Consider the following 21,330-nt stretch of genomic DNA (forward strand, 5'->3'; position numbering starts at 1 on the left):
CGTTGGCTTGGCCGGCAGGAAATCCATCGCAGAGACCTTGGATCGCCGGGCGCTGAACCGGGCGCTGCTGGCGCGGCAGCACCTGTTGCGGCGCGCCGATCTTTCCGTATCTGAGGCGCTGGATCGGCTGATCGCTCTGCAGGCCCAGGCGGCCCGGGCGCCGTATTTCGCGCTCTGGACCCGGCTGCAGGCCTTCGCGCCGGAAAAACTGTCCGATCGGCTGGAGGATTTCAGTCTGGCGCGCGGCACGCTGATGCGGGGCACGCTTCACATCGCCGCCGCCGAGGACTTCGCGGCGATCCGGCCGCTGATCCAGCCGGGTCTGGACCGGTTCCTGACCGAAGGCGGCGTTCACGGCCGCGCCCTGGCGGGACTGGACCTAGTCGAGATCGCCGCGGCGGCGCGCGACCTGCTGCGGCGGGGTCCGCTGACCGCCGCCCAGCTTCGCAACGCCTTCGCGGAGCGATGGCCTGGACGCGATCCCCAGGCCCTGGCCATGGCGGCGCGCATCGGTCTGCCGATGCTGCAACTGCCGCCGCGCGGCCTGTGGGGGCGCAGCGGCCAGCCGACCTTGGCGGCGGTGGAGGATCGGCTCGCCGCGGCCAGGCCCGGCTTCACCCTGGCCGACCTCGTGCGGCGCTACCTGGCGGCGTTCGGCCCCGCCAGCGTCGCCGACGCCCAGGCCTGGCTGGGCCGCACCCGCCTGGCGGCCACCTTCGACGCGCTCCGGCCGTCGCTGGTCTCGTTCCTGGGCGAGGACGGCGTGGAACTGTTCGATCTTCCCGGGGCGGAGCGGCCCGCAGCCGAGACCGACGCGCCCGTCTGCTTTCTCGGCGAGTTCGACAACGTACTGCTGGCCCACGAGGACCGGACGCGGGTGATGTCGGCGGAACACAAGCGCCGCCTCTATACCGCGAACGGCGTCGTGCGCGCCGCCGTGCTGATCGACGGCTTCACGGCGGGGCGCTGGCGCATCGAGGACGGCAAGACGACGTCAACCCTGTACGTCGAACTGTTCGACCGGCCCGCCGGGGCCGTCGCCAGGACGGTGGCGGAGGAGGGCGAGCGCCTGCTGGCCTTCGCGGCCAGGCACGCCGGCGGCGACGTCCGGATCGACGTCGTCGAGAGCTAGGGCTCGATAGAAACGCCCACCCTATCCCGTCTCCCCGGCGAAGGTCGGGGCCCAGATTCAGCCGTCGTGTTGGACGCCTATCCGGAACGCACAGCCCTACGACCTGGGCCCCGGCCTTCGCCGGGGAGACGGATGAAAGATGATTCCGCCTTCAATCAGCGCCTTAGCCGACCAGCGCCTCAAGCGCGGCCGCGGCGTCGCGCGCGGCTTCGTCGGCCCGGATCGCCGCGCCCAGGGTCTGGGCGGCGGTCCTGAAGGCGGGCTCGTCCAGCAGGCGACGGACCGCCGCGGCGATCGCGTCCGGGGCGGCGTCGGCGGGCAGGGTCAGGCCGGCGCCGCGGTGGGTGACGCGGGCGGCGTTGTCGTGCTGGTCGCGGCCCATCGGCAGGCAGAGCAGCGGCGCGCCGGCCATCAGCGGCCGCAGGGTCGAGCCGTGGCCGGCGTGGGTGACGAACAGGGCCGCGTCCCGCAGCAGGTCGCCGTGCGGCGCGCTGCGGACCACGGCGACGTTGGCCGGGGCGTCGAACTCGGCGGGATCGATCGTCGGTCCCGTGGTCACCACGCCGCGCACCGGAAGCGCGCCGAGGGCGGCGATGATCGCCCGCAGGACGGGTTCCTGGGCTTGGTAGAGGCTGGAGAACGACACCACCACCAGCGGCAGGTCGCCCGGCGGCGGGGTGAAAGGCCGGGCCCAGGCGGGATCGGCGAGATAGGGACCGACATAGGCGAAGGGGGCGGGCAGGGGCTCCGGCGCGAAGTCGAAGGCGCGGCTGGTGGCCAGCAGGATCGCCCGGGCGGCGTCCAGTTGCTCGAAGAGGTCGGCCAGCGGCGGCAGGTCGAGGGCGGCGCGGGCGGTGTTGAGGTCAGGCAGGCCGGCCTGGAAGAAGCCGCGGCTCATCTGGCCGACCATGGCGTGCATGGCTTTCTCCTCGTCGCTGGCCGCCGGCAGCATGCCGGCCCCGAACGGCGGCGCGCCGGGCATCGTCGGCAGCGACCAGATGTTGGCGGCCAGCAGGGCCAGGGGCAGGCGCCGCGCCTCGGCCGCGGCCATCGCGCCCAGCAGCAGTTCCTGCGAGACGACCACGTCCGGCGCGAAGGCGTCGATGGCCGCCAAGGTGTCCTGCGCATAGGCCAGGGCCGGACCGGACATCACCCGGTCGAGCAGGCGCTGGATCACCGCCAGCGGGTTGTCGGCCTCGTGGTCCTTCAGCCGGTCGTCTTCGCGGGTCTTGCCGGTCTGGACGGGCGCGGTCGTCCAGGCCCGGAAGGGCGTGGACAGGGCGGCGGCGTCGGGGGCGTTGCAGGGGTCGCTCAGGACCAGGACCTCATGGCCCCGCGCGGCCAGGTCGCGGGCGACCAGCAGCATCGGCTGCACATGGCCGCCGCCTTCCCAGGTGGTGAAGAGATACCGCGCCATCAGAATCCTCGACCGGATGTTCGCCGCTTGCGTAAGCGATCCGATAGAGCCTTGCCATAAGCAATCAAAGTGATATCACTTTGTTATCAACCTGGGAGGGCTCCAATGTCCGACGCTCCGAATATCAACCGATCGACCGAACGCGCCGGCGGCGGAATCCGCGGCGGCCTGCCGCTGCTGTTTCTGCCTTTGCTGATCGTCGCCGCAGTCTGGGCGTTCAGGATGGGCGCCCCGATCGGGGTGCTCGTGACCTTGCCGTTGATCGTCCTGTTCGTGTTCATCGCCTGCGGCTTCTACGCGCTGCAGCCCAACGAAGCCTATGTCATCACCCTGTTCGGGACCTATGTCGGCACCGATCGCCGGACGGGCCTGCGCTGGGTGCTGCCCTGGTACGGCCGCAAGAAGATCAGCCTGCGGGTGCGCAACGTCACCAGCGAGACCCTCAAGGTCAACGACAAGCGCGGCAACCCGGTCGAGATCGCCGCCAACATCGTCTGGCGGGTGTCGGACACCGCCCAGTCCCTGTTCGACGTCGACGACTACACAGCCTTCGTGCACATCCAGATCGAGACGGCGCTGCGCGAGACGGCCTCGCACTACGCCTACGACCACGACGACAGCGGCGAACCGACCCTGCGGTCCGACGCCGCCCATGTGAGCGAACGCCTGCTGACCGATCTGCGCGGCCGCACCATCGTGGCCGGGGTGTCGATCGACGAAGCGCACCTGATGCACCTGGCCTATGCGCCCGAGATCGCCGGCGCGATGCTCAAGCGCCAGCAGGCCGAGGCCGTACTGGCCGCCCGCCGCACGATCGTCGCCGGCGCGGTGGGCATGGTCGAGAACGCCCTGCAGCAGCTCAGCGAGCGGGAGGTCGTGGTCCTCGACGACGAGCGCAAGGCGGCGATGGTGTCCAACCTGCTGGTGGTGCTGTGCGCCGATCGCGAGGCCCAGCCCGTGGTCAACACCGGCACGCTGTACGGCTGATCCGTTGGCCGCGTCTCCACCCGATGCGTCGAAAGGCGGGCGCCGCGCGTTCCTGATGCGCGTGCGCCCCGACGTGCTGGCCGCCGTCGAACACCTCGCGGCGGCCGAACTGCGTAGCGTCAACGCCCAGGTCGAGATGCTGCTGCGCGAGGCCCTCTCGCGTCGTGGCGCGCTGCGACCGCTGGACAGCGGTTCAGCTTCGGAGGAACCTCCGTCGCCGTGAGTGCCTTAAGACTCAGCGACCGTCACGGCGGAAGCGGTCGATAAGCGAGGTTCGGGCGTGATGAATATGAGGTTTGATCCGCTTTCGGCGTTGAGCGAGGCTGAACAGTTCCTGTTCAGGACCGCCCACCCGGACGGAAAGCCGGTCAGGCTGGTCGACACCACCATGCTCTATGCGCCCCGCAGCGGCGGGGTTCGGCGCTATCTGAACTCGAAACGCACCTGGATCGCGGCGAATCGGCCGGAGGTCCGCCACACCCTGGTGGTGCCCGGTCCGCGCGACGCCCATGACGGGCACGGACGGGTGTCGATCTATGCCGCGCCCCTGCCGTTCGGCGACGGCTATCGCTGGCCGGTCGGCAAGACTGCCTGGATGGAGCGGCTGATTCGTCAGCGGCCGGACATCATCGAGGCCGGCGATCCCTACACCCCCGGCCTGGCCGCCCTGAAGGCTGGCGGGGCCCTGGGGGTGCCGGTGGTCGGCTTCTGCCATACCGACCTGGGGGCCCTGGCGGCCCTGCACATCGGCGAATGGGCCGAAAAACCCGTGCAGAAGCGCTGGGCGGCGATCTACAGCCAGTTCGACCAAGCCGTGGCCCCCAGCCAGTTCATCGCAGGGCGGCTGATCGAGGCCGGCGTCAAGGACGCCATCGGCCTGCCCCTGGGCGTCGACACCGAGATCTTCAATCCCTCCCGCGGCGACCGCGAGGCGCTGCGCCGCGAACTGGGCCTGACCAGCCGCCACCGCATCCTGGTGTTCGCCGGCCGGCCGGCCAAGGAAAAGCGCCTGGACGTCCTGGTCGAGGCCGTCGAGCGCCTGGGCGATCCCTATGTGCTGCTGTTCGTCGGGGCAGGGGCGGGGGCGCCGTCCAGCGACCGGGTGATCTGCATGGACTATCTGCGCGATCCGCAGAGCCTGGCCGCCGTGTTGGCCGGCTGCGACGCCTTCGTCCACGCCAACGACAACGAGCCCTTCGGCCTGATCGTGCTGGAGGCCATGGCCTGCGGCCTGCCGGTGATCGGCGTGGCGGCCGGCGGCGTCGCCGAATCGGTGGACGAGACCGTCGGCGCCCTGGCCACGGCGTCGGAGGCGCGGGCCTTCGCCGAAGCCGTCGAATCGGTGTTCGCCCGCGACGTGCCGGCCCTGAGCCTGGCGGCCCGCCTGCGCGCCGAGCAGAGGCACGGCTGGGATCCGGTGTTCCGACAGCTGTCGGCGATCTACGGCCGGCTGACCGGCTGCGCGGCGTTCACCGGGCCGGTCGAGCAACCCCTGCCGGCCCAATAGGCTCGATCAGGCCGCGGCCTTGTTCAGGTCGCCTCGCACGTCGGCCAGGATCTCGTAGGAGCGCAGCCGCGCGCCGTGATCGTGGATCTGGGACGCGGCCATCAGCTCGTCGGCGCCGGTGGCGTCCACCACCTGCCGGACCTTGGCGCGGACGGTGTCGGGCGCGCCGATCGCCGCGTAGCGGAAGGTATGGTCCAGGCCGGCGATCTCGGTTTCGGATGCGACCTGGCGGATATCGTCGACCGGCGGCGGCAGCAGGCCGGGATTGCCCCGCCGCAGGGCGACGAACTGCTGCTGGCTGGAGGTGAACAGCCGCCGCGCGGCGGCGTCGGTCTCGGCCGCGCAGACGCCGATGCAGACCAGGACATAGGGCCGAGCCAGGGCTTCGGACGCTTTGAAGTGCCGCCGATAGAGGGCGATCGCCTCCATCAGCTGGTCGGGGGCGAAATGGGCGGCGAAGGCGAAGGGCAGGCCCAGCGCCGCCGCCAGCTGGGCGCTGTAGGTGCTGGAGCCCAGCAGCCACAGGGGCACGTCCTGGCCCTCGCCGGGCACGGCTCGCACCGCCTGGCCCGGCTGGGCCGGCTTGAACCAGCCCTGCAGCTCGACGACGTCCTGGGCGAAGCTGTCGACCGCGCCCATGTAGCGGCGCAGGGCGCGCATCGTCGCCTGGTCGGTCCCCGGCGCGCGGCCGAGGCCCAGGTCGATCCGGCCGGGATAAAGGGCGGCCAGGGTGCCGAAGGCCTCGGCCACCATCAGCGGCGCGTGGTTGGGCAGCATCACGCCCCCCGAGCCGACCCGGATCGTCGAGGTGCCGGCGGCCACGTGGCCGATGACCACGGCGGTGGCGGCGCTGGCGATGCCCGGCATGTTGTGGTGCTCGGCCAGCCAGTAGCGGTGATAGCCCAGGCGCTCGGCGTGGCGGGCCAGGTCCAGGCTGTTATGGAGGGCCTGGCCGACGGCGACGCCTTGCGGAACCGGGGCCAGGTCGAGGACGGAAAAGGGCAGGGCTTGGGCGTGCGGCATGCAGGCTAGATCGTGACGCGGGGGGCGAACCTCAAGACGCGCGGATCGTACTAGCCGCCGCCGGGCGATCCGCGCACTAATGCCGAACGCCGCCCCAGGGAAAGCGCGGCGGTGAGTGGAGGCGAGGGATGACGCTGAACTGCACCCATCTGGACAGCATCGCCATGGTGACCCCCGGCACGGCCGGCTGCGAGGAATGCCTGAAATCGGGCGATCGGTGGCTGCATCTGCGGCTTTGCCGGACCTGCGGCCATGTCGGCTGCTGCGACCAGTCCAAGAACAAGCACGCCACCGGGCATTTCAAGGCCACCGGCCACCCGATCATCGAGGGCTACGATCCGCCGGAGGGCTGGGGCTGGTGCTATGTCGACGAGGTATTCTTCGAATTCGACGCGCCGACGCCGCATCCCGGACCGATCCCGCGCTTCTACTGACGGGCGTCGAATCGGGACCGGGCGAATCTGGACGGTAAGGGAAGGTGGCGCGAATGACGGGACTCGAACCCGCGACCTCCGGCGTGACAGGCCGGCGCTCTAACCAACTGAGCTACATCCGCGTCGGGCGCGAACCTGAGGTCCGGCGCGGTCGTTTCCTATGACGCCTGGGGGTGGGAAGCGGCCAACTTCAGGGAAGGTGGCGCGAATGACGGGACTCGAACCCGCGACCTCCGGCGTGACAGGCCGGCGCTCTAACCAACTGAGCTACATCCGCATCAGGCTCCGCCGAAGCGAAGTGCGACCCGCCGTGCGGCGAGGGGCGTCTGATAGGTCGCGCCGATGGGCCTGTCAACGGCCATGTCGTGGAAGCTGTGCGCGAATGCCAGTTGCAATCAATTCTCAATGTGTCGCAGGTGTTTGAAGCGCTGGCGACAGTGGGCTACAACCCGCTCGATTCAAGCCAAGGGCTGTCATGAACGCCTTCCTTCTCCAGTATCTGCCGATCGTGATCTTCCTCGGGATCGCGACGATCATCGGCGTCGCCTTCATTCTCGCCGCGGCGGTGCTCGCCCCCAAGGCGCCGGACCCGGAAAAGCTGTCCGCCTACGAATGCGGCTTCAACGCTTTCGACGACGCGCGCATGAAGTTCGACGTCCGGTTCTACCTGGTCTCGATCCTGTTCATCATCTTCGACCTGGAAGTGGCGTTCCTGTTTCCTTGGGCGGTTTCGCTGATGAAGCTGCCGCATGAGGCGGGGGTCTTCGCCTTCTGGTCGATGCTGGTGTTCCTGGGCGTCCTGACCGTCGGTTTCATCTACGAATGGAAGAAGGGCGCCCTCGAATGGGAGTGATCGTTCCCGCCAACAGCTCGCCCCTCCCGCCCGCCGGTTCGGCCGGTCGCTCGACGGTGCAGGGCTATGACGCCAAGCTGCACGACCCCTATTTCGACGGCCTGTCGGGCCAGCTGGCCGACAAGGGCTTCGTCACCGCGGCCGCCGACGACCTGATCACCTGGGCCCGCACCGGCAGCCTGATGTGGATGACCTTCGGCCTGGCCTGCTGCGCCGTCGAGATGATGCACTCGGCCATGCCGCGCTACGACCTGGAGCGCTACGGCTTCGCGCCGCGCGCCAGCCCGCGGCAGTCGGACGTGATGATCGTCGCCGGCACCCTGACCAACAAGATGGCCCCGGCCCTGCGCAAGGTCTACGACCAGATGCCCGAGCCCCGCTACGTCATCTCGATGGGCAGCTGCGCCAATGGCGGCGGCTATTATTACTACAGCTACAGCGTCGTGCGCGGCTGCGACCGCGTGGTGCCGGTGGACATCTATGTTCCCGGCTGCCCGCCGACCGCCGAGGCCCTGGTCTACGGCGTGCTGCAGCTGCAGAAGAAGATCCGTCGCACGGGGACGATCGAGCGATGAGCCTGCCTGTCCTGAGCGAACACCTGGAAACCCTGGGCCAGGCGATCGTCGCCAACAGCGCCGGGGCCATCACCGCCTATGCGGTGGCCTTCGACGAGCTGACCGTGCTCGGCCCGGCCAACCGCGTGGTCCAGGCCCTGACCTTCCTGCGCGATCATCCCGACTGCCGCTTCCACCAGCTGATCGACCTGGCGGGCGTCGACTATCCGGACCGCGAGCGCCGGTTCGACGTCGTCTACCACCTGCTGTCGATGGTGAAGAACCATCGCATCCGGCTGAAGGTGCAGACCGACGAGGACACCGCCGTGCCCAGCGTCACCCCGGTGTTCCCGGTCGCCGACTGGTTCGAGCGCGAGGCGTTCGACATGTACGGCATCTTCTTCGAAGGCCATCCCGACCTGCGCCGGATTCTGACCGACTACGGCTTCCACGGCCATCCGCTGCGCAAGGACTTCCCGATGACGGGTTATGTGGAGGTCCGCTACGACGACGAGCTCAAGCGCGTCGTCTATGAACCCGTGAAGATCACCGAGTTCCGCGCCTTCGACTTCCTGTCTCCGTGGGAGGGCGCCAACTACGCCCTGCCAGGCGACGAGAAGGCCGAGAAGCGGGCAGGGGACGCGTAAAGCCCATGACCGGTTCCAATTCGCCCGCCGCCGCGACCGACTTCTTCCGCGACACGCCGACAACCCCGGCCGTGCCGGAAACCCCGGTGCGCAAGTTCAACATCAATTTCGGCCCGCAGCACCCGGCCGCGCACGGCGTGCTGCGCCTGGTGCTGGAGCTGGACGGCGAGATCGTCGAGCGCGTCGATCCGCACATCGGCCTGCTGCATCGCGGCACCGAGAAGCTGATGGAGGCGCGCACCTACCTCCAGAACATCCCCTATTTCGACCGCCTCGACTATGTGGCGCCGATGAACCAGGAGCACGCCTTCTGCCTGGCCATCGAGAAGCTGCTGGGCGTCGAGGTGCCCAAGCGCGGCCAGATCATCCGGGTGCTCTATTCGGAAATCGGCCGCATCCTGAACCACCTGCTGAACGTGACGACCCAGGCCATGGACGTCGGCGCCCTGACGCCGCCGCTCTGGGGCTTCGAGGAACGCGAAAAGCTGATGGTGTTCTACGAGCGGGCCTGCGGCGCGCGCCTGCACTCCAACTACTTCCGGCCCGGCGGCGTCCATCAGGACCTGCCGCCCCAGCTGATCGAGGACATCGACACCTGGGCCAAGGCCTTCCCAAAGATCTGCGACGACATCGAAGGCCTGATCACCGACAACCGCATCTTCAAGCAGCGCAATGTCGACATCGGCGTGGTGACGCGCGAGGAGGCCATCCTCTGGGGCTTCTCCGGGGTGATGGTGCGCGGCTCGGGCATCGCCTGGGACCTGCGCCGCAGCCAGCCCTACGAGAACTATAACGAGTTCGAGTTCGACATCCCGCTGGGCAAGAACGGCGACTGCTACGACCGCTATCTCTGCCGCATGCAGGAGATGCGCGAGTCGACCAAGATCATCCGCCAGGCCGTCGAGATGCTGCGCCATACGCCCGGCCCGGTGATGACCGAGGACAACAAGGTCAGCCCGCCGCGCCGCGCCGAGATGAAGCGGTCGATGGAAGCCCTGATCCACCACTTCAAGCTCTATACTGAGGGGTTCCGCACCCCGTCGGGCGAAGTCTACGCCTATGTCGAGGCCCCCAAGGGCGAGTTCGGGGTGTTCGTCGTCAGCGACGGCACCAACAAGCCCTATCGCTGCAAGATCCGCGCGCCGGGCTTCCCGCACCTGGCGGCCATGGACTGGATGAACCGCGGCCACATGCTGGCCGACGTCTCGGCCATCCTCGGCTCGCTGGACATCGTGTTCGGGGAGATCGACCGGTGAGCCTGGAGACCATCGCCCAGGCCCAGCTCGACGCCTACAACGCCCAGGACCTGGACGCCCACTGCGCCCACTTCACCGACGACGTGATCGTCGCGGGCCTGAACGGCGAGGTGTCGCGCACCGGCATCGAGGCTTATCGCGCCTGGTACGAAGCCGCGTTCGCGCAGTTTCCGAACAACAAGGCCAAGCTTCTCAACCGCATCGTGGTGGGCGCGAACGTGATCGATCACGAGCACGTCGACCGCGGCAACGGCGATGCGCCCTTCCAGGTCGCCGCCATCTACACCTTCAGGGGCGACAAGATCGCCCGCGTGGATTTCGCACGATGAGCGTTCGTCGCCTCGCCAAGGACCAGCCCGCCAGCTTCGCCTTCTCCAAGGACAGCCAGGCCAAGGCCGACTGGTGGATCGCCAAATATCCCGCCGAGCGCAAGCAGTCGGCGGTGATCCCGATGCTGTGGCTGGCCCAGAAGCAGGAGGGCTGGGTTTCCGAGCCCGCCATCCAGGAGATCGCCCGCCAGCTGGCCATGCCGGTCATCCGGGTCCTGGAGGTCGCCACCTTCTACGTGATGTTCCAGCTGCAGCCGGTCGGCAAGGTCGCCTTCGTGCAGCTTTGCGGCACCACCCCGTGCCAGCTGCGCGGCGCGCTGGATCTGAAGGCCGTGCTGAAGGCCAAGATCGGCGAGGCCAATGACGTCTCGGCCGACGGCAAGTTCAGCTGGGAAGAGGTCGAGTGCCTGGGGGCCTGCTGCAACGCGCCGATGGCCGCCATCAACGACTATTATTACGAGGACCTGACGCCGGAGAGCCTGGCCCAGATCCTCGACGACTTCGCCGCGGGCAAGTCGCCGCAGCCGGGCAGCTATGACGGCCGCAAGGCCTCGGAGCCGAAGGATGCGGTCAAGACCCTGACCGATCCGAAGCTGTACGACGGCTCGCTGGCCAAGAAGATCAAGATCCCCAACCTGCCCGAAAAGCCCAAGAAGGCTCCGAAGACGGAGCCGGCCGCCTGATGAACAACGCCGACGCCATCCAGAAGAAGCGCCTGACCACGATGTTCGCCATCGACGTGGTCTGCTTCGTGCTGGCCGGCGCGGCGGTCATTGGCTATGTCGCCGCCAAGATCGACTGGCTGGCCCCGGTGTTCGTCGGCGCCATCGCCGTCGGCCTGGGCGCCCAGATCTGGTTCATCCTCGGCTGGATGAAGGCCGCCAAGCGCGAAGAGGGGAGCAAGCGGTCATGACCGACGATCCCGACCTCCGCGCCCGGCGCGCCGCCTACGCCCTGGCGATTCGCGGCCTCTTCCGCGTCGAACGCGGCCTGGGCCTGGCCGGCTGCCTGGTCGGCGCGCTGCTGGTGATCTGGGGCCGGCAGGTCGCCGGCGCCCCGCCCTGGGCCGCGCCCGCCGGTCTGGTCACGATTGGCGTCGCCTGGGCGCTTTTCGCCTATGTCATCTATCGTCGGACGCGCTATGTGCGCGCCCATCCTTTCGATCCGCAAAGCTGAGTCATGGTCGGTATCCTCGAAGACAAGGACCGCATCTTCACCAACCTCTACGGCCTCCACGACTGGGGCCTCGAGGGCGCGAAGAAGCGCGGCTGCTGGAATGGCACCAAGGACATCCTGGACGCGGGACGCGACTGGATCATCGACAACATGAAGAACTCCGGCCTGCGCGGCCGGGGCGGGGCGGGCTTCGGCACCGGCCTGAAGTGGTCGTTCATGCCCAAGGAAGTGAAGGACGGCCGTCCGCACTACCTGGTCGTCAACGCCGACGAGTCCGAGCCGGGCACCTGCAAGGACCGGGAGATCATGCGGCACGATCCGCACCTCCTGATCGAGGGCTGCCTGATCGCCTCGCGCGCCATGCTGGCCAACGCCTGCTACATCTATATCCGCGGCGAATATGTCCGTGAGCGCGAAGTGCTCGAAGCCGCCATCAAGCAGGCCTACGAGGCCAGGCTGATCGGCAAGAACAACGTCCACGGCTGGGACTTCGACCTCTACGTCCACCACGGGGCCGGCGCCTATATTTGCGGCGAAGAGACGGCCCTGCTGGAAAGCCTGGAAGGCAAGAAGGGCCAGCCGCGCCTGAAGCCGCCGTTCCCGGCCGGGGCGGGCCTCTACGGCATGCCGACCACGGTCAACAACGTCGAGAGCATCGCCGTCGCCGGCACGATCCTGCGCCGCGGCGCGGCCTGGTTCACCAGCTTCGGCCGACCCAACAACGCCGGCACCAAGCTGTTCTGCGTCTCGGGCCACGTGAACCTGCCCTGCAACGTCGAAGAGGCGATGAGCATTCCGTTCCGCCAGCTGATCGAGGATCACTGCGGCGGCGTGCGCGGCGGCTGGGGCAATCTGAAGGCCGTGATCCCGGGCGGCGCCTCGGTGCCGATGATCCCGGCCGAGCAGTGCGAAGACCTGCCGATGGACTTCGACGCCCTGCGCAATCTGAAGTCGGGCCTGGGCACCGCGGCGGTCATGGTCATGGACAAGGACACCGACCTAGTCCGCGCCATCGCCCGCCTCAGCTACTTCTACAAGCACGAGAGCTGCGGCCAGTGCACGCCGTGCCGCGAAGGCACCGGCTGGATGTGGCGGGTCATGGAACGGATGGCCACCGGCCAGGCCGATCCGAAGGAGATCGACACCCTGCTGGACGTCACCACCCAGGTCGAGGGTCACACCATCTGCGCCCTGGGCGACGCGGCCGCCTGGCCGATCCAAGGCCTGTTCCGCCACTTCCGCCACGAGGTGGAGGAGCGGATCGCATCCTATCGTAGCGGTCGCCTGCACGTGCAGGGCGCCAGCCTGATCGCGGCGGAGTAAGTCTATGGCAATCGCCAAGGTCAACGGCGTCGAGGTCGAGTTCGAGCCCGGCATGACGGTTCTGCAGGTGGCGGAACTGGCCGGGGAGGAGATCCCGCGCTTCTGCTATCACGAGCGACTGAGCATCGCCGGCAACTGCCGCATGTGCCTGGTCGAGGTGAAGCCCGGCCCGCCCAAGCCGCAGGCGTCCTGCGCCCTGCCGGCCGCCGAAGGCCAGGAGATCTTCACCAAGACCCCGATGGTCAAGAAGGCCCGCGAAGGGGTGATGGAGTTCCTGCTCATCAACCACCCGCTGGATTGCCCGATCTGCGACCAGGGCGGCGAGTGCGACCTGCAGGACCAGGCCATGGGCTATGGCCGCGACGACAGCCGCTATCACGAGAACAAGCGCGCGGTCGAAGAGAAGGCCATGGGCCCGCTCATCAAGACCGTGATGACCCGCTGCATCCAGTGCACCCGCTGCGTGCGCTTCATCACCGAGGTCGCCGGCTCGCCGGAGATCGGCCTGATCTCGCGCGGCGAAGACGTTGAAATCACAACCTATCTGGGCGCGGCGGTGACGTCGGAGCTCAGCGCCAATGTCATCGACCTGTGCCCGGTCGGCGCCCTGACCTCCAAGCCTTACGCCTTCGAGGCGCGGCCCTGGGAGCTGAAGAAGACCGAGAGCGTCGACGTCATGGACGCCCTGGGTTCGGCCATCCGGGTCGACAGCCGCGCCGCCGCGGTGCTGCGGGTGCTGCCGCGGGTCAATGAGGACGTCAACGAGGAGTGGATCAGCGACAAGACCCGCTACGCCGTCGACGGCCTGCAGCGCCAGCGCCTCGACCGCCCCTATGTCCGCGTCGGCGGCAAGCTGGCCCCGGCCAGCTGGGCCCAGGCCTTCGCGGCCGTGGCCGAGAAGATCAAGGCCGCCAAGCCCGAGCGGGTCGGCGTCATCGCCGGCGACCTGCAGGACGCCGAGAGCCTGAAGGCGGCCAAGGACCTGTTCGCCGCCCTGGGCGTCAAGAACCTCGACGCCCGCCAGGACGGAACGGTGCTGGGCTACGCTCCGCGCGAGAGCTGGCTGTTCAATTCGACGATCGCCGGCATCGAGAACGCCGACGTCATCCTGCTGGTCGGGACCAATCCGCGCCTCGAGGCGCCGGTGCTCAACGCCCGCCTGCGCAAGCAGTGGCTGGCCGGCAAGGTCCGCATCGGGGTGATCGGCGAGCAAGGCGACCTGACCTACGACTACGACTATCTCGGCGCCGGGACCAAGACCCTGTCGGGTCTGGCCAAGAGCAAGAACGACTTCGTCGCGGCCCTGAAGGATGCGCAGCGTCCGGCGATCATCGTCGGCCAGGGCGCCCTGACCCGGGCCGACGGCGCCGCCGTGCTGAAGGCCGCCGCAGCCGTGGCCAAGACCTTCAAGGTGGTTCGCGAAGGCTGGAACGGCTGGAACGTGCTGCACGCCGCCGCCGCCCGCGTCGCCGGCCTGGACCTGGGCTTCGTGCCGGGCGAGGGCGGTCTGACCGCCGGCCAGATGGTGCAGAAGGGCGCGCTCGACGTGCTGTTCCTGCTGGGGGCCGACGAGATCGACGCCTCGGCCAGCGACGCCTTCAAGATCTATCTGGGCACCCACGGCGACGCCGGCGCCCACAAGGCCGACGTCATCCTGCCGGGCGCGGCCTATACCGAGAAGAACGGCCTCTATGTGAACACCGAAGGCCGCGTCCAGATGGGCGAGCGGGCGGTGTTCCCCAAGGGCGAGGCCAAGGAGGATTGGTCGATCCTGCGGGCCCTGTCCGAGCACCTGGGCGCCAAGCTGCCCTATGACAGCCTGGACCAGCTGCGGGCCCGGCTGTTCGCCGAGCACCCGACCTTCGGCCAGATCGACTTCGCGCCAGGCTCGATCCCGACCGTGTTCGACCTGTCGGGCCTGGGCGGGGAGGGCGAACTCTCCGACGCCCCGTTCGAAAGCCCGATCAAGGCCTTCCACCTGACCAATCCCATCGCGCGCGCCAGCGTGACCATGGCCGAGTGCGCGGCCACGGCGTCCGGCGCCGCCAAGATCGCCGCGGAGTAGACCGTGTCTCAAACCTCTCCGCTTCTGTGGTTCGGCCTGACGCTCGGCGGCATCCTGCTGGTCGTGGTCTGGGTCCTGCTCAGCCTGGCCTTCCTGCTGCTGGCCGACCGCAAGATCTGGGCCGGGGTCCAGATGCGCAAGGGCCCCAACGTCGTGGGTCCCTTCGGCCTGCTGCAGTCCTTCGCCGACTTCCTCAAGTTCGTGCTGAAGGAAATCATCATCCCGGCCGGCGCCGACAAGGTCGTCTTCATCCTGGCCCCGCTGCTGAGCCTGGTCCTGGCCTTCGTCGGCTGGGCCGTGGTGCCGTTCGCGCCGGGCTGGGTGGTTTCCAACCTCAATGTCGGCATCCTCTACCTGCTGGCGATGAGCTCGCTGGGCGTCTACGGCATCATCATGGGCGGCTGGGCTTCGAACTCGAAGTATCCGTTCCTCGGCGCGTTGCGCTCGGCGGCGCAGATGGTGTCGTACGAAGTGTCGATCGGCCTGATCATCATCACGGTGATCATCCTGGCCGGCACCATGAACCTGACCTCGATCGTCGAGCAGCAAGCCGGCTGGATCTGGAACTGGAACGTGTTCGGCGGCCACGGCCTGAAGAACATCATCCTGCTGCCGGTGATGGTCGTCGCCATGGGCATGTTCTTCATCTCGGCCCTGGCCGAGACCAACCGCCCGCCCTTCGACCTGCCCGAGGCCGAGTCCGAGCTCGTGGCCGGCTATCAGGTCGAGTACAGCTCGACCCCGTACCTGCTGTTCATGGTCGCCGAATATTCCAACATCGTCCTGATGTGCGCGATGATCAGCGTGCTGTTCTTCGGCGGCTGGAACCTGCCGTTCCCGGTCGATCTGTCCGGCCTGGGCTGGTGGGGCAAGCTGCTGCTGTCGGTCGTGTTCTTCGCCAAGATCTGCTTCTGGTTCTTCATGATCGCCATGGCCAAGGCCATCGTGCCTCGCTATCGCTACGACCAGCTGATGCGGCTGGGCTGGAAGGTCTTCCTGCCGATGTCGCTGGTGCTGGTAGTGCTGGTGTCGGCCTGGCGCGTGTTCGGGCCGGCGGCGTGATTGGGCGGACCGCCATCCTGGCCCTCGCCGGCCTCGGCTTCGCGACCGCGGGCTGCGCGACCGACGACGCGGCCGCGGCCCGGACGTCCTATTCCCTCGGGCGCGGCGTGGTCAGCTATGACGAGCTTCGCCGGGCGAACGACCAGTGCGCGGCCGACGGCGGCAAGATCGAGGTCAAGCAGGACGGGGGCGACCCCGCCCAGCTTTCGAACTACACCTGCGTCATTCCGAGGGGTGCAAGATGATAAGAGCCGCGCCGCTGGCTGGATTAGTCCTGCTGACTGCTCTGTCCGGCTGCGTGGCATGGGAGCATCCGCGCAGCATGGGATCGCCGCCGGCTCGCTCCTTGGACGAACAGGTCGAGGCGCGCCAGAAGGCCGACGCCGCGACCAAGGAATGCGTCCTCCGGCAGGCTGTCCGGCGGGAAAAGATCGAAGCGGGTAGGGGCGCGCGTCCTTTCCCCAAGGAAAAGTGTTAGGAGAGCTCTGGTGTTCCAGCGCGTCACTCAAGCGGTCAAGGGCGTGGCCCTGCTCGACTTCGCCGGGGCCTTCGGCCTGGCGATGAAGTACATGATCGCCCCCAAGAAGACCGTGATCTATCCGAACGAGCGCAATCCGCAGTCGCCCCGTTTCCGGGGCGAGCACGCCCTGCGCCGCTATCCGTCGGGCGAAGAGCGCTGCATCGCCTGCAAGCTGTGCGAGGCCATCTGCCCGGCCCAGGCGATCACCATTGAGGCCGAACCGCGCGAGGACGGCAGCCGCCGCACGACCCGCTACGACATCGACATGGTCAAGTGCATCTATTGCGGTCTGTGCCAGGAGGCCTGCCCGGTGGACGCCATCGTCGAGGGGCCGAACATCGAGTTCGCCGTCGAGACGCGCGAGGAACTCTACTACGACAAGGAGAAGCTGCTCGATAACGGAGATCGTTGGGAGCGGCTGATCGCGAAGAATCTGGAGTTGGACGCGCCCTACCGCTAAAGGACGGGGCGCGATTCCGAGGGTAGACGGCGAGCCGCCCGGCGCGTCGTTGTTTTGCAGTTTTCAAGGGAGCACCTGGGCCGATGGCCTTGCAGGCGATAGCTTTCTATTTGCTCGCGGTGGCGACCGTGGCGGCGGGTCTTCTCGTCGTCTCGGCACGCAATCCCGTGCACTCGGTGCTCTTCCTGATCACCGCCTTCTTCTCGGCCGCCGGCCTGTTCGTCCTGATGGGCGCGGAGTTCCTGGCGATGCTGCTGATCGTCGTCTATGTGGGCGCGGTCGCGGTGCTGTTCCTGTTCGTCGTGATGATGCTCGACGTGGACTTCGCCGAGTTGCGCCAGGGCTTCGCCCAGTACCTGCCGATCGGCGGGCTGGTGGCGGGCTTCCTGACGCTGGAGATGATCTTCGTCGCCGCGACGGTGGCCGCCAACGGCGCGGCCGGCAAGAACGCCGACCCGCTGGCCTCGCCGGTCGGGGTGTCGAACACCGAGACGATCGGCCGGGTGCTCTACACCGACTACATCTTCTTCTTCCAACTGGCGGGCCTGGTGCTGCTGGTGGCCATGATCGGCGCCATCGTCCTGACCCTACGCCACAAGCCGGGCGTCAAGCGCCAGAACATCGGCCAGCAGAACGCCCGCACGCCAAAGACCGGGATGGAACTCGTGCAGATCAAGCCGGGCGAGGGGATCAGCGAATGATCAGCCTGTCGCACTATCTCGTCGTCGCCGCCATCCTGTTCACGATCGGCGTGTTCGGCATCTTCGTGAACCGCAAGAACATCATCGTCATCCTGATGTCGATCGAGCTGATCCTGCTGGCGGTGAACATCAACCTGGTGGCCTTCTCGGTCTATCTGCACGACGTGGTGGGGCAGGTCTTCGCCATGTTCGTGCTGACCGTCGCGGCGGCCGAGGCCGCCGTCGGCCTGGCCATTCTGGTGACGTTCTTCCGGAACCGCGGCGACATCGCCGTCGACGACGCCAGCGTGATGAAGGGCTGATCGCAGTGCAGACTCTCGTCACCCTCATCGTCTTCGCGCCGCTGCTCGCCGCGATCATCGCCGGCCTTTTCGGCCGCCGCATCGGCGACGTCGCCTCCCAGGCGGTTACCACCGGCGCGCTGCTGCTGGCCTGCGCCCTGTCCTGGTACACCTTCAGCCAGTGGACCTGGGGCCATCTGCAGGCCTTCACGGTCGACCTGCTGCCCTTCATCCATGTCGGGAACTTCGTCTCCAACTGGTCGATCCGCATCGACGCCCTGTCGGCGGTGATGCTGATCGTGGTCACCACCGTCTCGGCCCTCGTCCACGTCTACAGCTGGGGCTACATGGCCCACGACCCGGACAAGCCGCGGTTCTTCGCCTATCTGTCGCTGTTCACCTTCGCCATGCTGGCCCTGGTCACCGCCGCCGACTTCATGCAGCTGTTCTTCGGCTGGGAAGGGGTGGGTCTGGCCTCGTACCTGCTGATCGGCTTCTGGTTCAAGAAGCCGAGCGCCAGCGCCGCCGCAATCAAGGCCTTCGTCGTCAACCGGGTCGGCGATTTCGGCTTCGCCCTCGGCATCATGACCACCTTCTGGGCGTTCGGCTCGATCCAGTTCCACGAGATCTTCCCGCAGATCGCCGCCGGCGCGGCGCGCAGCTGGACGTTCGCCGGCCACAGCTTCCCGCTGGTCGACATCGCCTGCTTCCTGCTGTTCATCGGCGCGATGGGCAAGTCGGCGCAGTTCTTCCTGCACACCTGGCTGCCCGACGCCATGGAGGGCCCGACCCCGGTCTCGGCCCTGATCCACGCGGCGACCATGGTGACCGCCGGCGTCTACATGCTGTGCCTGCTGTCGCCGATGTTCGAATACGCGCCCGTCGCCAAGAACATCGTCACGGTGATCGGCGCGATCACCGCCCTGTTCGCGGCCACGGTCGGCCTGACCCAGAACGACATCAAGCGGGTCATCGCCTATTCGACCTGTTCGCAGCTGGGATACATGTTCTTCGCGGCCGGGGTCGGCGCCTACCAGGCGGCGATGTTCCACCTGTTCACCCACGCCTTCTTCAAGGCGCTGCTGTTCCTGGGCGCAGGCTCGGTGATCAACGGCATGCACCACGAGCAGGACATGCGGAAGTACGGGGCCCTGGCCAAGCTGCTGCCGGTGACCTTCATCGCCATGACCATCGGCACCATCGCCATCACCGGCCTGGGCCTGCCGCCGCTGCACCTGGGCTTCGCGGGCTTCTATTCGAAGGACACCATCATCGAGGCGGCCTACGCCGCCGGCACGCACAACGGCGTCGCCATGTTCGCCTGGACGATCGGCGTGCTGGTGGCCGGCCTGACCTCGTTCTACTCCTGGCGCCTGGCCTTCTTCACCTTCAACGGCAAGGCCCGCTGGGGGCATGACGACCACCACGCTCACGACGCGCACGGCCACGACGACCACGCCTCGTCGGCCCAGATCGAGACCCATGACGAGCCGCTGCCCGACGATGGGCACGACGATCATGGCCACGACCACAAGCCGCACGAGAGCCCATGGGTGATGCTGGTTCCGCTGGTCGTACTGTCGATCGGCGCGGTGTTCGCCGGCTTCGTGTTCACCGACTATTTCGTCGGCCACGGCCAGGCCGAGTTCTGGCGCGGCGCGATCTTCAACGCCCCGACCAACCACGTGCTGCACGAGGCGCACGAGGTTCCGGAACTGGTGAAGTGGAGCCCGCTGTTCGCTTCGATCCTCGGCCTGGCGATCGCCGTCTGGGTCTATCTGGTGAAGGGCGACGAACGGCTGGGGGCCAAGCTCGCCGCCCGCAACGGCCCGCTCTACGTGTTCTTCTACAACAAGTGGTTCTTCGACGAACTCTATCAGGCGACCTTCGTGCGCCTGGCCAAGTTCCTCGGCGACCTGTTCTGGAAGGGCGGCGACCAGAAGCTGATCGACGGCCTCGGACCCGACGGCGTCAGCGCCGTCAGCTACGAGGTCGGTCGGCGGACCGGCAAGCTGCAGAGCGGCTACGTCTATCACTACGCCTTCGTCATGCTGCTCGGCGTCGCCGGCCTGCTGACGTTCGCCCTCTATGCATTCCGTTGAGGACGGATCGATGACCGGCCTGCTTAGCCTCACCACCTTCTTCCCGCTCGCCGGCGTGGCGGTCCTGCTGGCGGTCCGCGCCCTGCAGGGCGACAACGCCAAGACCGACGGCCTGGCGAAGTGGATCACCCTGGCGACCACCCTGGTGACCTTCGCCCTGTCGATCCTGCTGGTCGCCCAGTTCGATCCCAAGAACCCCGGCTTCCAGTTCGTGGAGGACGCGGCCTGGTTCGCCGGCCTGCACTACCGCATGGGCGTGGACGGGATCTCGATCCTGTTCGTGCTGCTGACCGCCTTCCTGCTGCCGCTCTGCATCGTCGCCAGCTGGAAGTCGATCGACAAGCGGATCGTCGAATACATGATCTGCTTCCTGGTCCTCGAGACCCTGGTGATCGGCGTGTTCTGCGCCCTGGACCTGATCCTGTTCTACCTCTTCTTCGAGGGCGGCCTGGTTCCGATGTTCCTGATCATCGGCATCTGGGGCGGCAAGCGCCGGGTCTATGCGGCCTACAAATTCTTCCTCTACACCCTGCTCGGCTCGGTGCTGATGCTGGCGGCCATCCTGTCGATGATCGCCATCGCCCACACCTCGTCGATCCCGGCGCTGATGACCTATAAGTTCGCGCCGTGGCTGCAGACCTGGCTGTGGCTGGCCTTCTTCGCCAGCTTCGCGGTCAAGATGCCAATGTGGCCGGTCCACACCTGGCTGCCCGACGCTCACGTCGAGGCCCCGACCGCCGGTTCGGTGATCCTGGCCGGGATCCTGCTGAAGATGGGCGGCTACGGCTTCCTGCGCTTTTCCCTGCCGATGTTCCCCAACGCGTCGGAGCTGTTTCAGCCGCTGGTGTTCGCGATGTCGGTGATCGCCATCGTCTACACCTCGCTGGTCGCCTTCCGGCAGACCGACATCAAGAAGCTGATCGCCTATTCCTCGGTGGCCCACATGGGCTTTGTGACCATGGGCATCTTCTCGGGCAACGCCCAGGGCGAGCAGGGCGCGATCTTCCAGATGCTGAGCCACGGGGTGATCTCCGGCGCGCTCTTCCTCTGTGTCGGCGTCGTCTATGACCGCATGCACACCCGCGAGATCGCCTTCTACGGCGGCCTGACCAACCGCATGCCGTGGTACGCCGCGACCTTCATGCTGTTCACCATGGGCAATGTCGGCCTGCCGGGCACCTCGGGCTTCGTCGGTGAAATCCTGACCATGACCGGCGCGTACAAGGCCTCGACCTGGACGGCCCTGGTGGCCACCACGGGGGTGATCCTGTCGGCGGTCTATGCGCTGAACCTCTACCGTCGGGTGATGTTCGGCGAGATCGTCAATCCCGAGCTTAAGGCCATCACCGATCTGGACCTCCGCGAGATCGTGATCTTCGCCCCGCTGATCATCGCCACCCTGGTGCTCGGCGTTTATCCCAATCTCATCTTCAACCTGACCGCGTCGTCCGTCGACGGGCTCGTCGGCGCCTGGCGCGCCGCCGTGGGCGGGTGAGGGACC

The 21,330-nt window shown here is 67.7% G+C and carries 24 protein-coding genes and 2 tRNA genes; 22 read left to right on the top strand and 4 right to left on the bottom strand.

Annotated features, from left to right (window positions below; genetic code table 11):
• Positions 1–7 precede the first annotated feature (7 nt).
• Complete coding sequence (locus tag ACIPQB_RS23995; RefSeq protein WP_446487763.1) at positions 8–1,132, top strand: winged helix DNA-binding domain-containing protein; 1,125 nt, start codon at positions 8–10, stop codon at positions 1,130–1,132.
• Between the two features lie 163 nt (positions 1,133–1,295).
• On the opposite strand, the gene ACIPQB_RS24000 is transcribed toward ACIPQB_RS23995, so the two are convergent.
• A complete protein-coding gene (locus ACIPQB_RS24000; protein WP_446487764.1) occupies positions 1,296–2,549 on the bottom strand; it encodes a glycosyltransferase in 1,254 nt (417 codons plus the stop codon).
• 105 nt (positions 2,550–2,654) lie between these two features.
• Here ACIPQB_RS24000 and ACIPQB_RS24005 point away from each other — a divergent pair, with 105 nt between their 5' ends.
• From ACIPQB_RS24005 to ACIPQB_RS24015, 3 genes are read left to right on the top strand one after another with little or no spacing between them, the layout of a single operon-like run.
• Entirely contained in the window at positions 2,655–3,536 is an 882-nt protein-coding gene (locus ACIPQB_RS24005; RefSeq protein WP_446487765.1) for an SPFH domain-containing protein, read from the top strand.
• Positions 3,537–3,591: 55 nt separating this feature from the next.
• Positions 3,592–3,759, top strand: coding sequence for a hypothetical protein (locus ACIPQB_RS24010; RefSeq protein WP_446487766.1), 168 nt, complete (start codon positions 3,592–3,594; stop codon positions 3,757–3,759).
• 60 nt (positions 3,760–3,819) lie between these two features.
• Entirely contained in the window at positions 3,820–5,043 is a 1,224-nt protein-coding gene (locus ACIPQB_RS24015) for a glycosyltransferase family 4 protein (protein WP_446487767.1), read from the top strand.
• 6 nt (positions 5,044–5,049) lie between these two features.
• Here ACIPQB_RS24015 and ACIPQB_RS24020 read toward each other — a convergent pair whose 3' ends face one another.
• Entirely contained in the window at positions 5,050–6,066 is a 1,017-nt protein-coding gene (locus tag ACIPQB_RS24020) for an LLM class flavin-dependent oxidoreductase (RefSeq protein ID WP_446487768.1), read from the bottom strand.
• A gap of 128 nt (positions 6,067–6,194) precedes the next feature.
• Here ACIPQB_RS24020 and ACIPQB_RS24025 point away from each other — a divergent pair, with 128 nt between their 5' ends.
• The gene (locus ACIPQB_RS24025) at positions 6,195–6,500 is read left to right on the top strand and encodes a UBP-type zinc finger domain-containing protein (RefSeq protein WP_446487769.1); all 306 of its coding nucleotides are present in this window, start codon (positions 6,195–6,197) and stop codon (positions 6,498–6,500) included.
• 45 nt (positions 6,501–6,545) lie between these two features.
• Here the strand turns inward: ACIPQB_RS24025 and ACIPQB_RS24030 are convergent.
• Both ACIPQB_RS24030 and ACIPQB_RS24035 read right to left on the bottom strand, forming a co-directional pair.
• Positions 6,546–6,622, bottom strand: a tRNA-Asp gene (locus ACIPQB_RS24030).
• A gap of 78 nt (positions 6,623–6,700) precedes the next feature.
• Positions 6,701–6,777, bottom strand: a tRNA-Asp gene (locus ACIPQB_RS24035).
• A gap of 198 nt (positions 6,778–6,975) precedes the next feature.
• On the opposite strand from ACIPQB_RS24035, the gene ACIPQB_RS24040 reads away from it, so the two are divergent.
• The 17 genes from ACIPQB_RS24040 (at position 6,976) to ACIPQB_RS24120 (ending at position 21,324) form a co-directional block, all read left to right on the top strand.
• Complete coding sequence (locus ACIPQB_RS24040; protein ID WP_446487770.1) at positions 6,976–7,353, top strand: NADH-quinone oxidoreductase subunit A; 378 nt, start codon at positions 6,976–6,978, stop codon at positions 7,351–7,353.
• Positions 7,323–7,928 (top strand): NuoB/complex I 20 kDa subunit family protein, encoded by a 606-nt coding sequence (locus tag ACIPQB_RS24045; RefSeq protein ID WP_446487771.1) that lies wholly within the window; start codon positions 7,323–7,325, stop codon positions 7,926–7,928. Before ACIPQB_RS24040 ends, ACIPQB_RS24045 begins: the two co-directional genes overlap by 31 nt.
• An 11-nt stretch (positions 7,929–7,939) precedes the next feature.
• The gene (locus ACIPQB_RS24050; RefSeq protein ID WP_446487796.1) at positions 7,940–8,554 is read left to right on the top strand and encodes an NADH-quinone oxidoreductase subunit C; all 615 of its coding nucleotides are present in this window, start codon (positions 7,940–7,942) and stop codon (positions 8,552–8,554) included.
• Between the two features lie 5 nt (positions 8,555–8,559).
• Positions 8,560–9,810 carry an NADH-quinone oxidoreductase subunit D gene (locus tag ACIPQB_RS24055; protein ID WP_446487772.1) on the top strand — a complete coding sequence of 417 codons (1,251 nt, stop codon included), beginning with the start codon at positions 8,560–8,562 and terminating at the stop codon, positions 9,808–9,810.
• Entirely contained in the window at positions 9,807–10,139 is a 333-nt protein-coding gene (locus ACIPQB_RS24060) for a nuclear transport factor 2 family protein (protein WP_446487773.1), read from the top strand. The genes ACIPQB_RS24055 and ACIPQB_RS24060 overlap by 4 nt, the downstream gene beginning before the upstream one ends.
• Complete coding sequence (nuoE, locus tag ACIPQB_RS24065) at positions 10,136–10,822, top strand: NADH-quinone oxidoreductase subunit NuoE (protein WP_446487774.1); 687 nt, start codon at positions 10,136–10,138, stop codon at positions 10,820–10,822. Before ACIPQB_RS24060 ends, nuoE begins: the two co-directional genes overlap by 4 nt.
• Entirely contained in the window at positions 10,822–11,052 is a 231-nt protein-coding gene (locus ACIPQB_RS24070) for a hypothetical protein (RefSeq protein ID WP_446487775.1), read from the top strand. The genes nuoE and ACIPQB_RS24070 overlap by 1 nt, the downstream gene beginning before the upstream one ends.
• The gene (locus ACIPQB_RS24075; protein WP_446487776.1) at positions 11,049–11,315 is read left to right on the top strand and encodes a hypothetical protein; all 267 of its coding nucleotides are present in this window, start codon (positions 11,049–11,051) and stop codon (positions 11,313–11,315) included. Before ACIPQB_RS24070 ends, ACIPQB_RS24075 begins: the two co-directional genes overlap by 4 nt.
• A 3-nt stretch (positions 11,316–11,318) precedes the next feature.
• A complete protein-coding gene (gene nuoF, locus ACIPQB_RS24080; RefSeq protein ID WP_446487777.1) occupies positions 11,319–12,638 on the top strand; it encodes an NADH-quinone oxidoreductase subunit NuoF in 1,320 nt (439 codons plus the stop codon).
• Between the two features lie 4 nt (positions 12,639–12,642).
• Positions 12,643–14,703: an NADH-quinone oxidoreductase subunit NuoG gene (gene nuoG / locus ACIPQB_RS24085; protein WP_446487778.1), complete on the top strand. Its 2,061-nt coding sequence runs from the start codon at positions 12,643–12,645 to the stop codon at positions 14,701–14,703.
• A 3-nt stretch (positions 14,704–14,706) separates the two neighbouring features.
• Entirely contained in the window at positions 14,707–15,765 is a 1,059-nt protein-coding gene (gene nuoH / locus ACIPQB_RS24090) for an NADH-quinone oxidoreductase subunit NuoH (RefSeq protein ID WP_446487779.1), read from the top strand.
• The gene (locus ACIPQB_RS24095) at positions 15,762–16,010 is read left to right on the top strand and encodes a hypothetical protein (RefSeq protein ID WP_446487780.1); all 249 of its coding nucleotides are present in this window, start codon (positions 15,762–15,764) and stop codon (positions 16,008–16,010) included. Before nuoH ends, ACIPQB_RS24095 begins: the two co-directional genes overlap by 4 nt.
• Positions 16,011–16,253: 243 nt before the next feature.
• Complete coding sequence (nuoI, locus tag ACIPQB_RS24100) at positions 16,254–16,745, top strand: NADH-quinone oxidoreductase subunit NuoI (protein ID WP_446487781.1); 492 nt, start codon at positions 16,254–16,256, stop codon at positions 16,743–16,745.
• Positions 16,746–16,828: 83 nt separating this feature from the next.
• On the top strand, positions 16,829–17,446 hold the full coding sequence (locus tag ACIPQB_RS24105) for an NADH-quinone oxidoreductase subunit J (RefSeq protein ID WP_446487782.1): 618 nt from the start codon (positions 16,829–16,831) through the stop codon (positions 17,444–17,446).
• Complete coding sequence (nuoK, locus tag ACIPQB_RS24110) at positions 17,443–17,748, top strand: NADH-quinone oxidoreductase subunit NuoK (RefSeq protein ID WP_446487783.1); 306 nt, start codon at positions 17,443–17,445, stop codon at positions 17,746–17,748. Before ACIPQB_RS24105 ends, nuoK begins: the two co-directional genes overlap by 4 nt.
• 5 nt (positions 17,749–17,753) lie before the next feature.
• The gene (nuoL, locus tag ACIPQB_RS24115; protein ID WP_446487784.1) at positions 17,754–19,829 is read left to right on the top strand and encodes an NADH-quinone oxidoreductase subunit L; all 2,076 of its coding nucleotides are present in this window, start codon (positions 17,754–17,756) and stop codon (positions 19,827–19,829) included.
• Positions 19,830–19,839: 10 nt separating this feature from the next.
• Positions 19,840–21,324 carry an NADH-quinone oxidoreductase subunit M gene (locus ACIPQB_RS24120; RefSeq protein ID WP_446487785.1) on the top strand — a complete coding sequence of 495 codons (1,485 nt, stop codon included), beginning with the start codon at positions 19,840–19,842 and terminating at the stop codon, positions 21,322–21,324.
• The last annotated feature ends 6 nt before the right edge of the window (positions 21,325–21,330 follow it).

The organism is Caulobacter sp. LARHSG274, assembly GCF_052871235.1.

Coding starts and splice junctions, on each gene's coding strand:
- ACIPQB_RS24000 (WP_446487764.1), bottom strand. CDS start 2,549: ATGGCGCGGTATCTCTTCACCACCTGGGAAGGCGGCGGCCATGTGCAG.
- ACIPQB_RS24005 (WP_446487765.1), top strand. CDS start 2,655: ATGTCCGACGCTCCGAATATCAACCGATCGACCGAACGCGCCGGCGGC.
- ACIPQB_RS24010 (WP_446487766.1), top strand. CDS start 3,592: ATGCGCGTGCGCCCCGACGTGCTGGCCGCCGTCGAACACCTCGCGGCG.
- ACIPQB_RS24015 (WP_446487767.1), top strand. CDS start 3,820: ATGAATATGAGGTTTGATCCGCTTTCGGCGTTGAGCGAGGCTGAACAG.
- ACIPQB_RS24020 (WP_446487768.1), bottom strand. CDS start 6,066: ATGCCGCACGCCCAAGCCCTGCCCTTTTCCGTCCTCGACCTGGCCCCG.
- ACIPQB_RS24025 (WP_446487769.1), top strand. CDS start 6,195: ATGACGCTGAACTGCACCCATCTGGACAGCATCGCCATGGTGACCCCC.
- ACIPQB_RS24040 (WP_446487770.1), top strand. CDS start 6,976: ATGAACGCCTTCCTTCTCCAGTATCTGCCGATCGTGATCTTCCTCGGG.
- ACIPQB_RS24045 (WP_446487771.1), top strand. CDS start 7,323: ATGGAAGAAGGGCGCCCTCGAATGGGAGTGATCGTTCCCGCCAACAGC.
- ACIPQB_RS24055 (WP_446487772.1), top strand. CDS start 8,560: ATGACCGGTTCCAATTCGCCCGCCGCCGCGACCGACTTCTTCCGCGAC.
- nuoE (WP_446487774.1), top strand. CDS start 10,136: ATGAGCGTTCGTCGCCTCGCCAAGGACCAGCCCGCCAGCTTCGCCTTC.
- ACIPQB_RS24070 (WP_446487775.1), top strand. CDS start 10,822: ATGAACAACGCCGACGCCATCCAGAAGAAGCGCCTGACCACGATGTTC.
- ACIPQB_RS24075 (WP_446487776.1), top strand. CDS start 11,049: ATGACCGACGATCCCGACCTCCGCGCCCGGCGCGCCGCCTACGCCCTG.
- nuoF (WP_446487777.1), top strand. CDS start 11,319: ATGGTCGGTATCCTCGAAGACAAGGACCGCATCTTCACCAACCTCTAC.
- nuoG (WP_446487778.1), top strand. CDS start 12,643: ATGGCAATCGCCAAGGTCAACGGCGTCGAGGTCGAGTTCGAGCCCGGC.
- ACIPQB_RS24105 (WP_446487782.1), top strand. CDS start 16,829: ATGGCCTTGCAGGCGATAGCTTTCTATTTGCTCGCGGTGGCGACCGTG.
- nuoK (WP_446487783.1), top strand. CDS start 17,443: ATGATCAGCCTGTCGCACTATCTCGTCGTCGCCGCCATCCTGTTCACG.
- ACIPQB_RS24120 (WP_446487785.1), top strand. CDS start 19,840: ATGACCGGCCTGCTTAGCCTCACCACCTTCTTCCCGCTCGCCGGCGTG.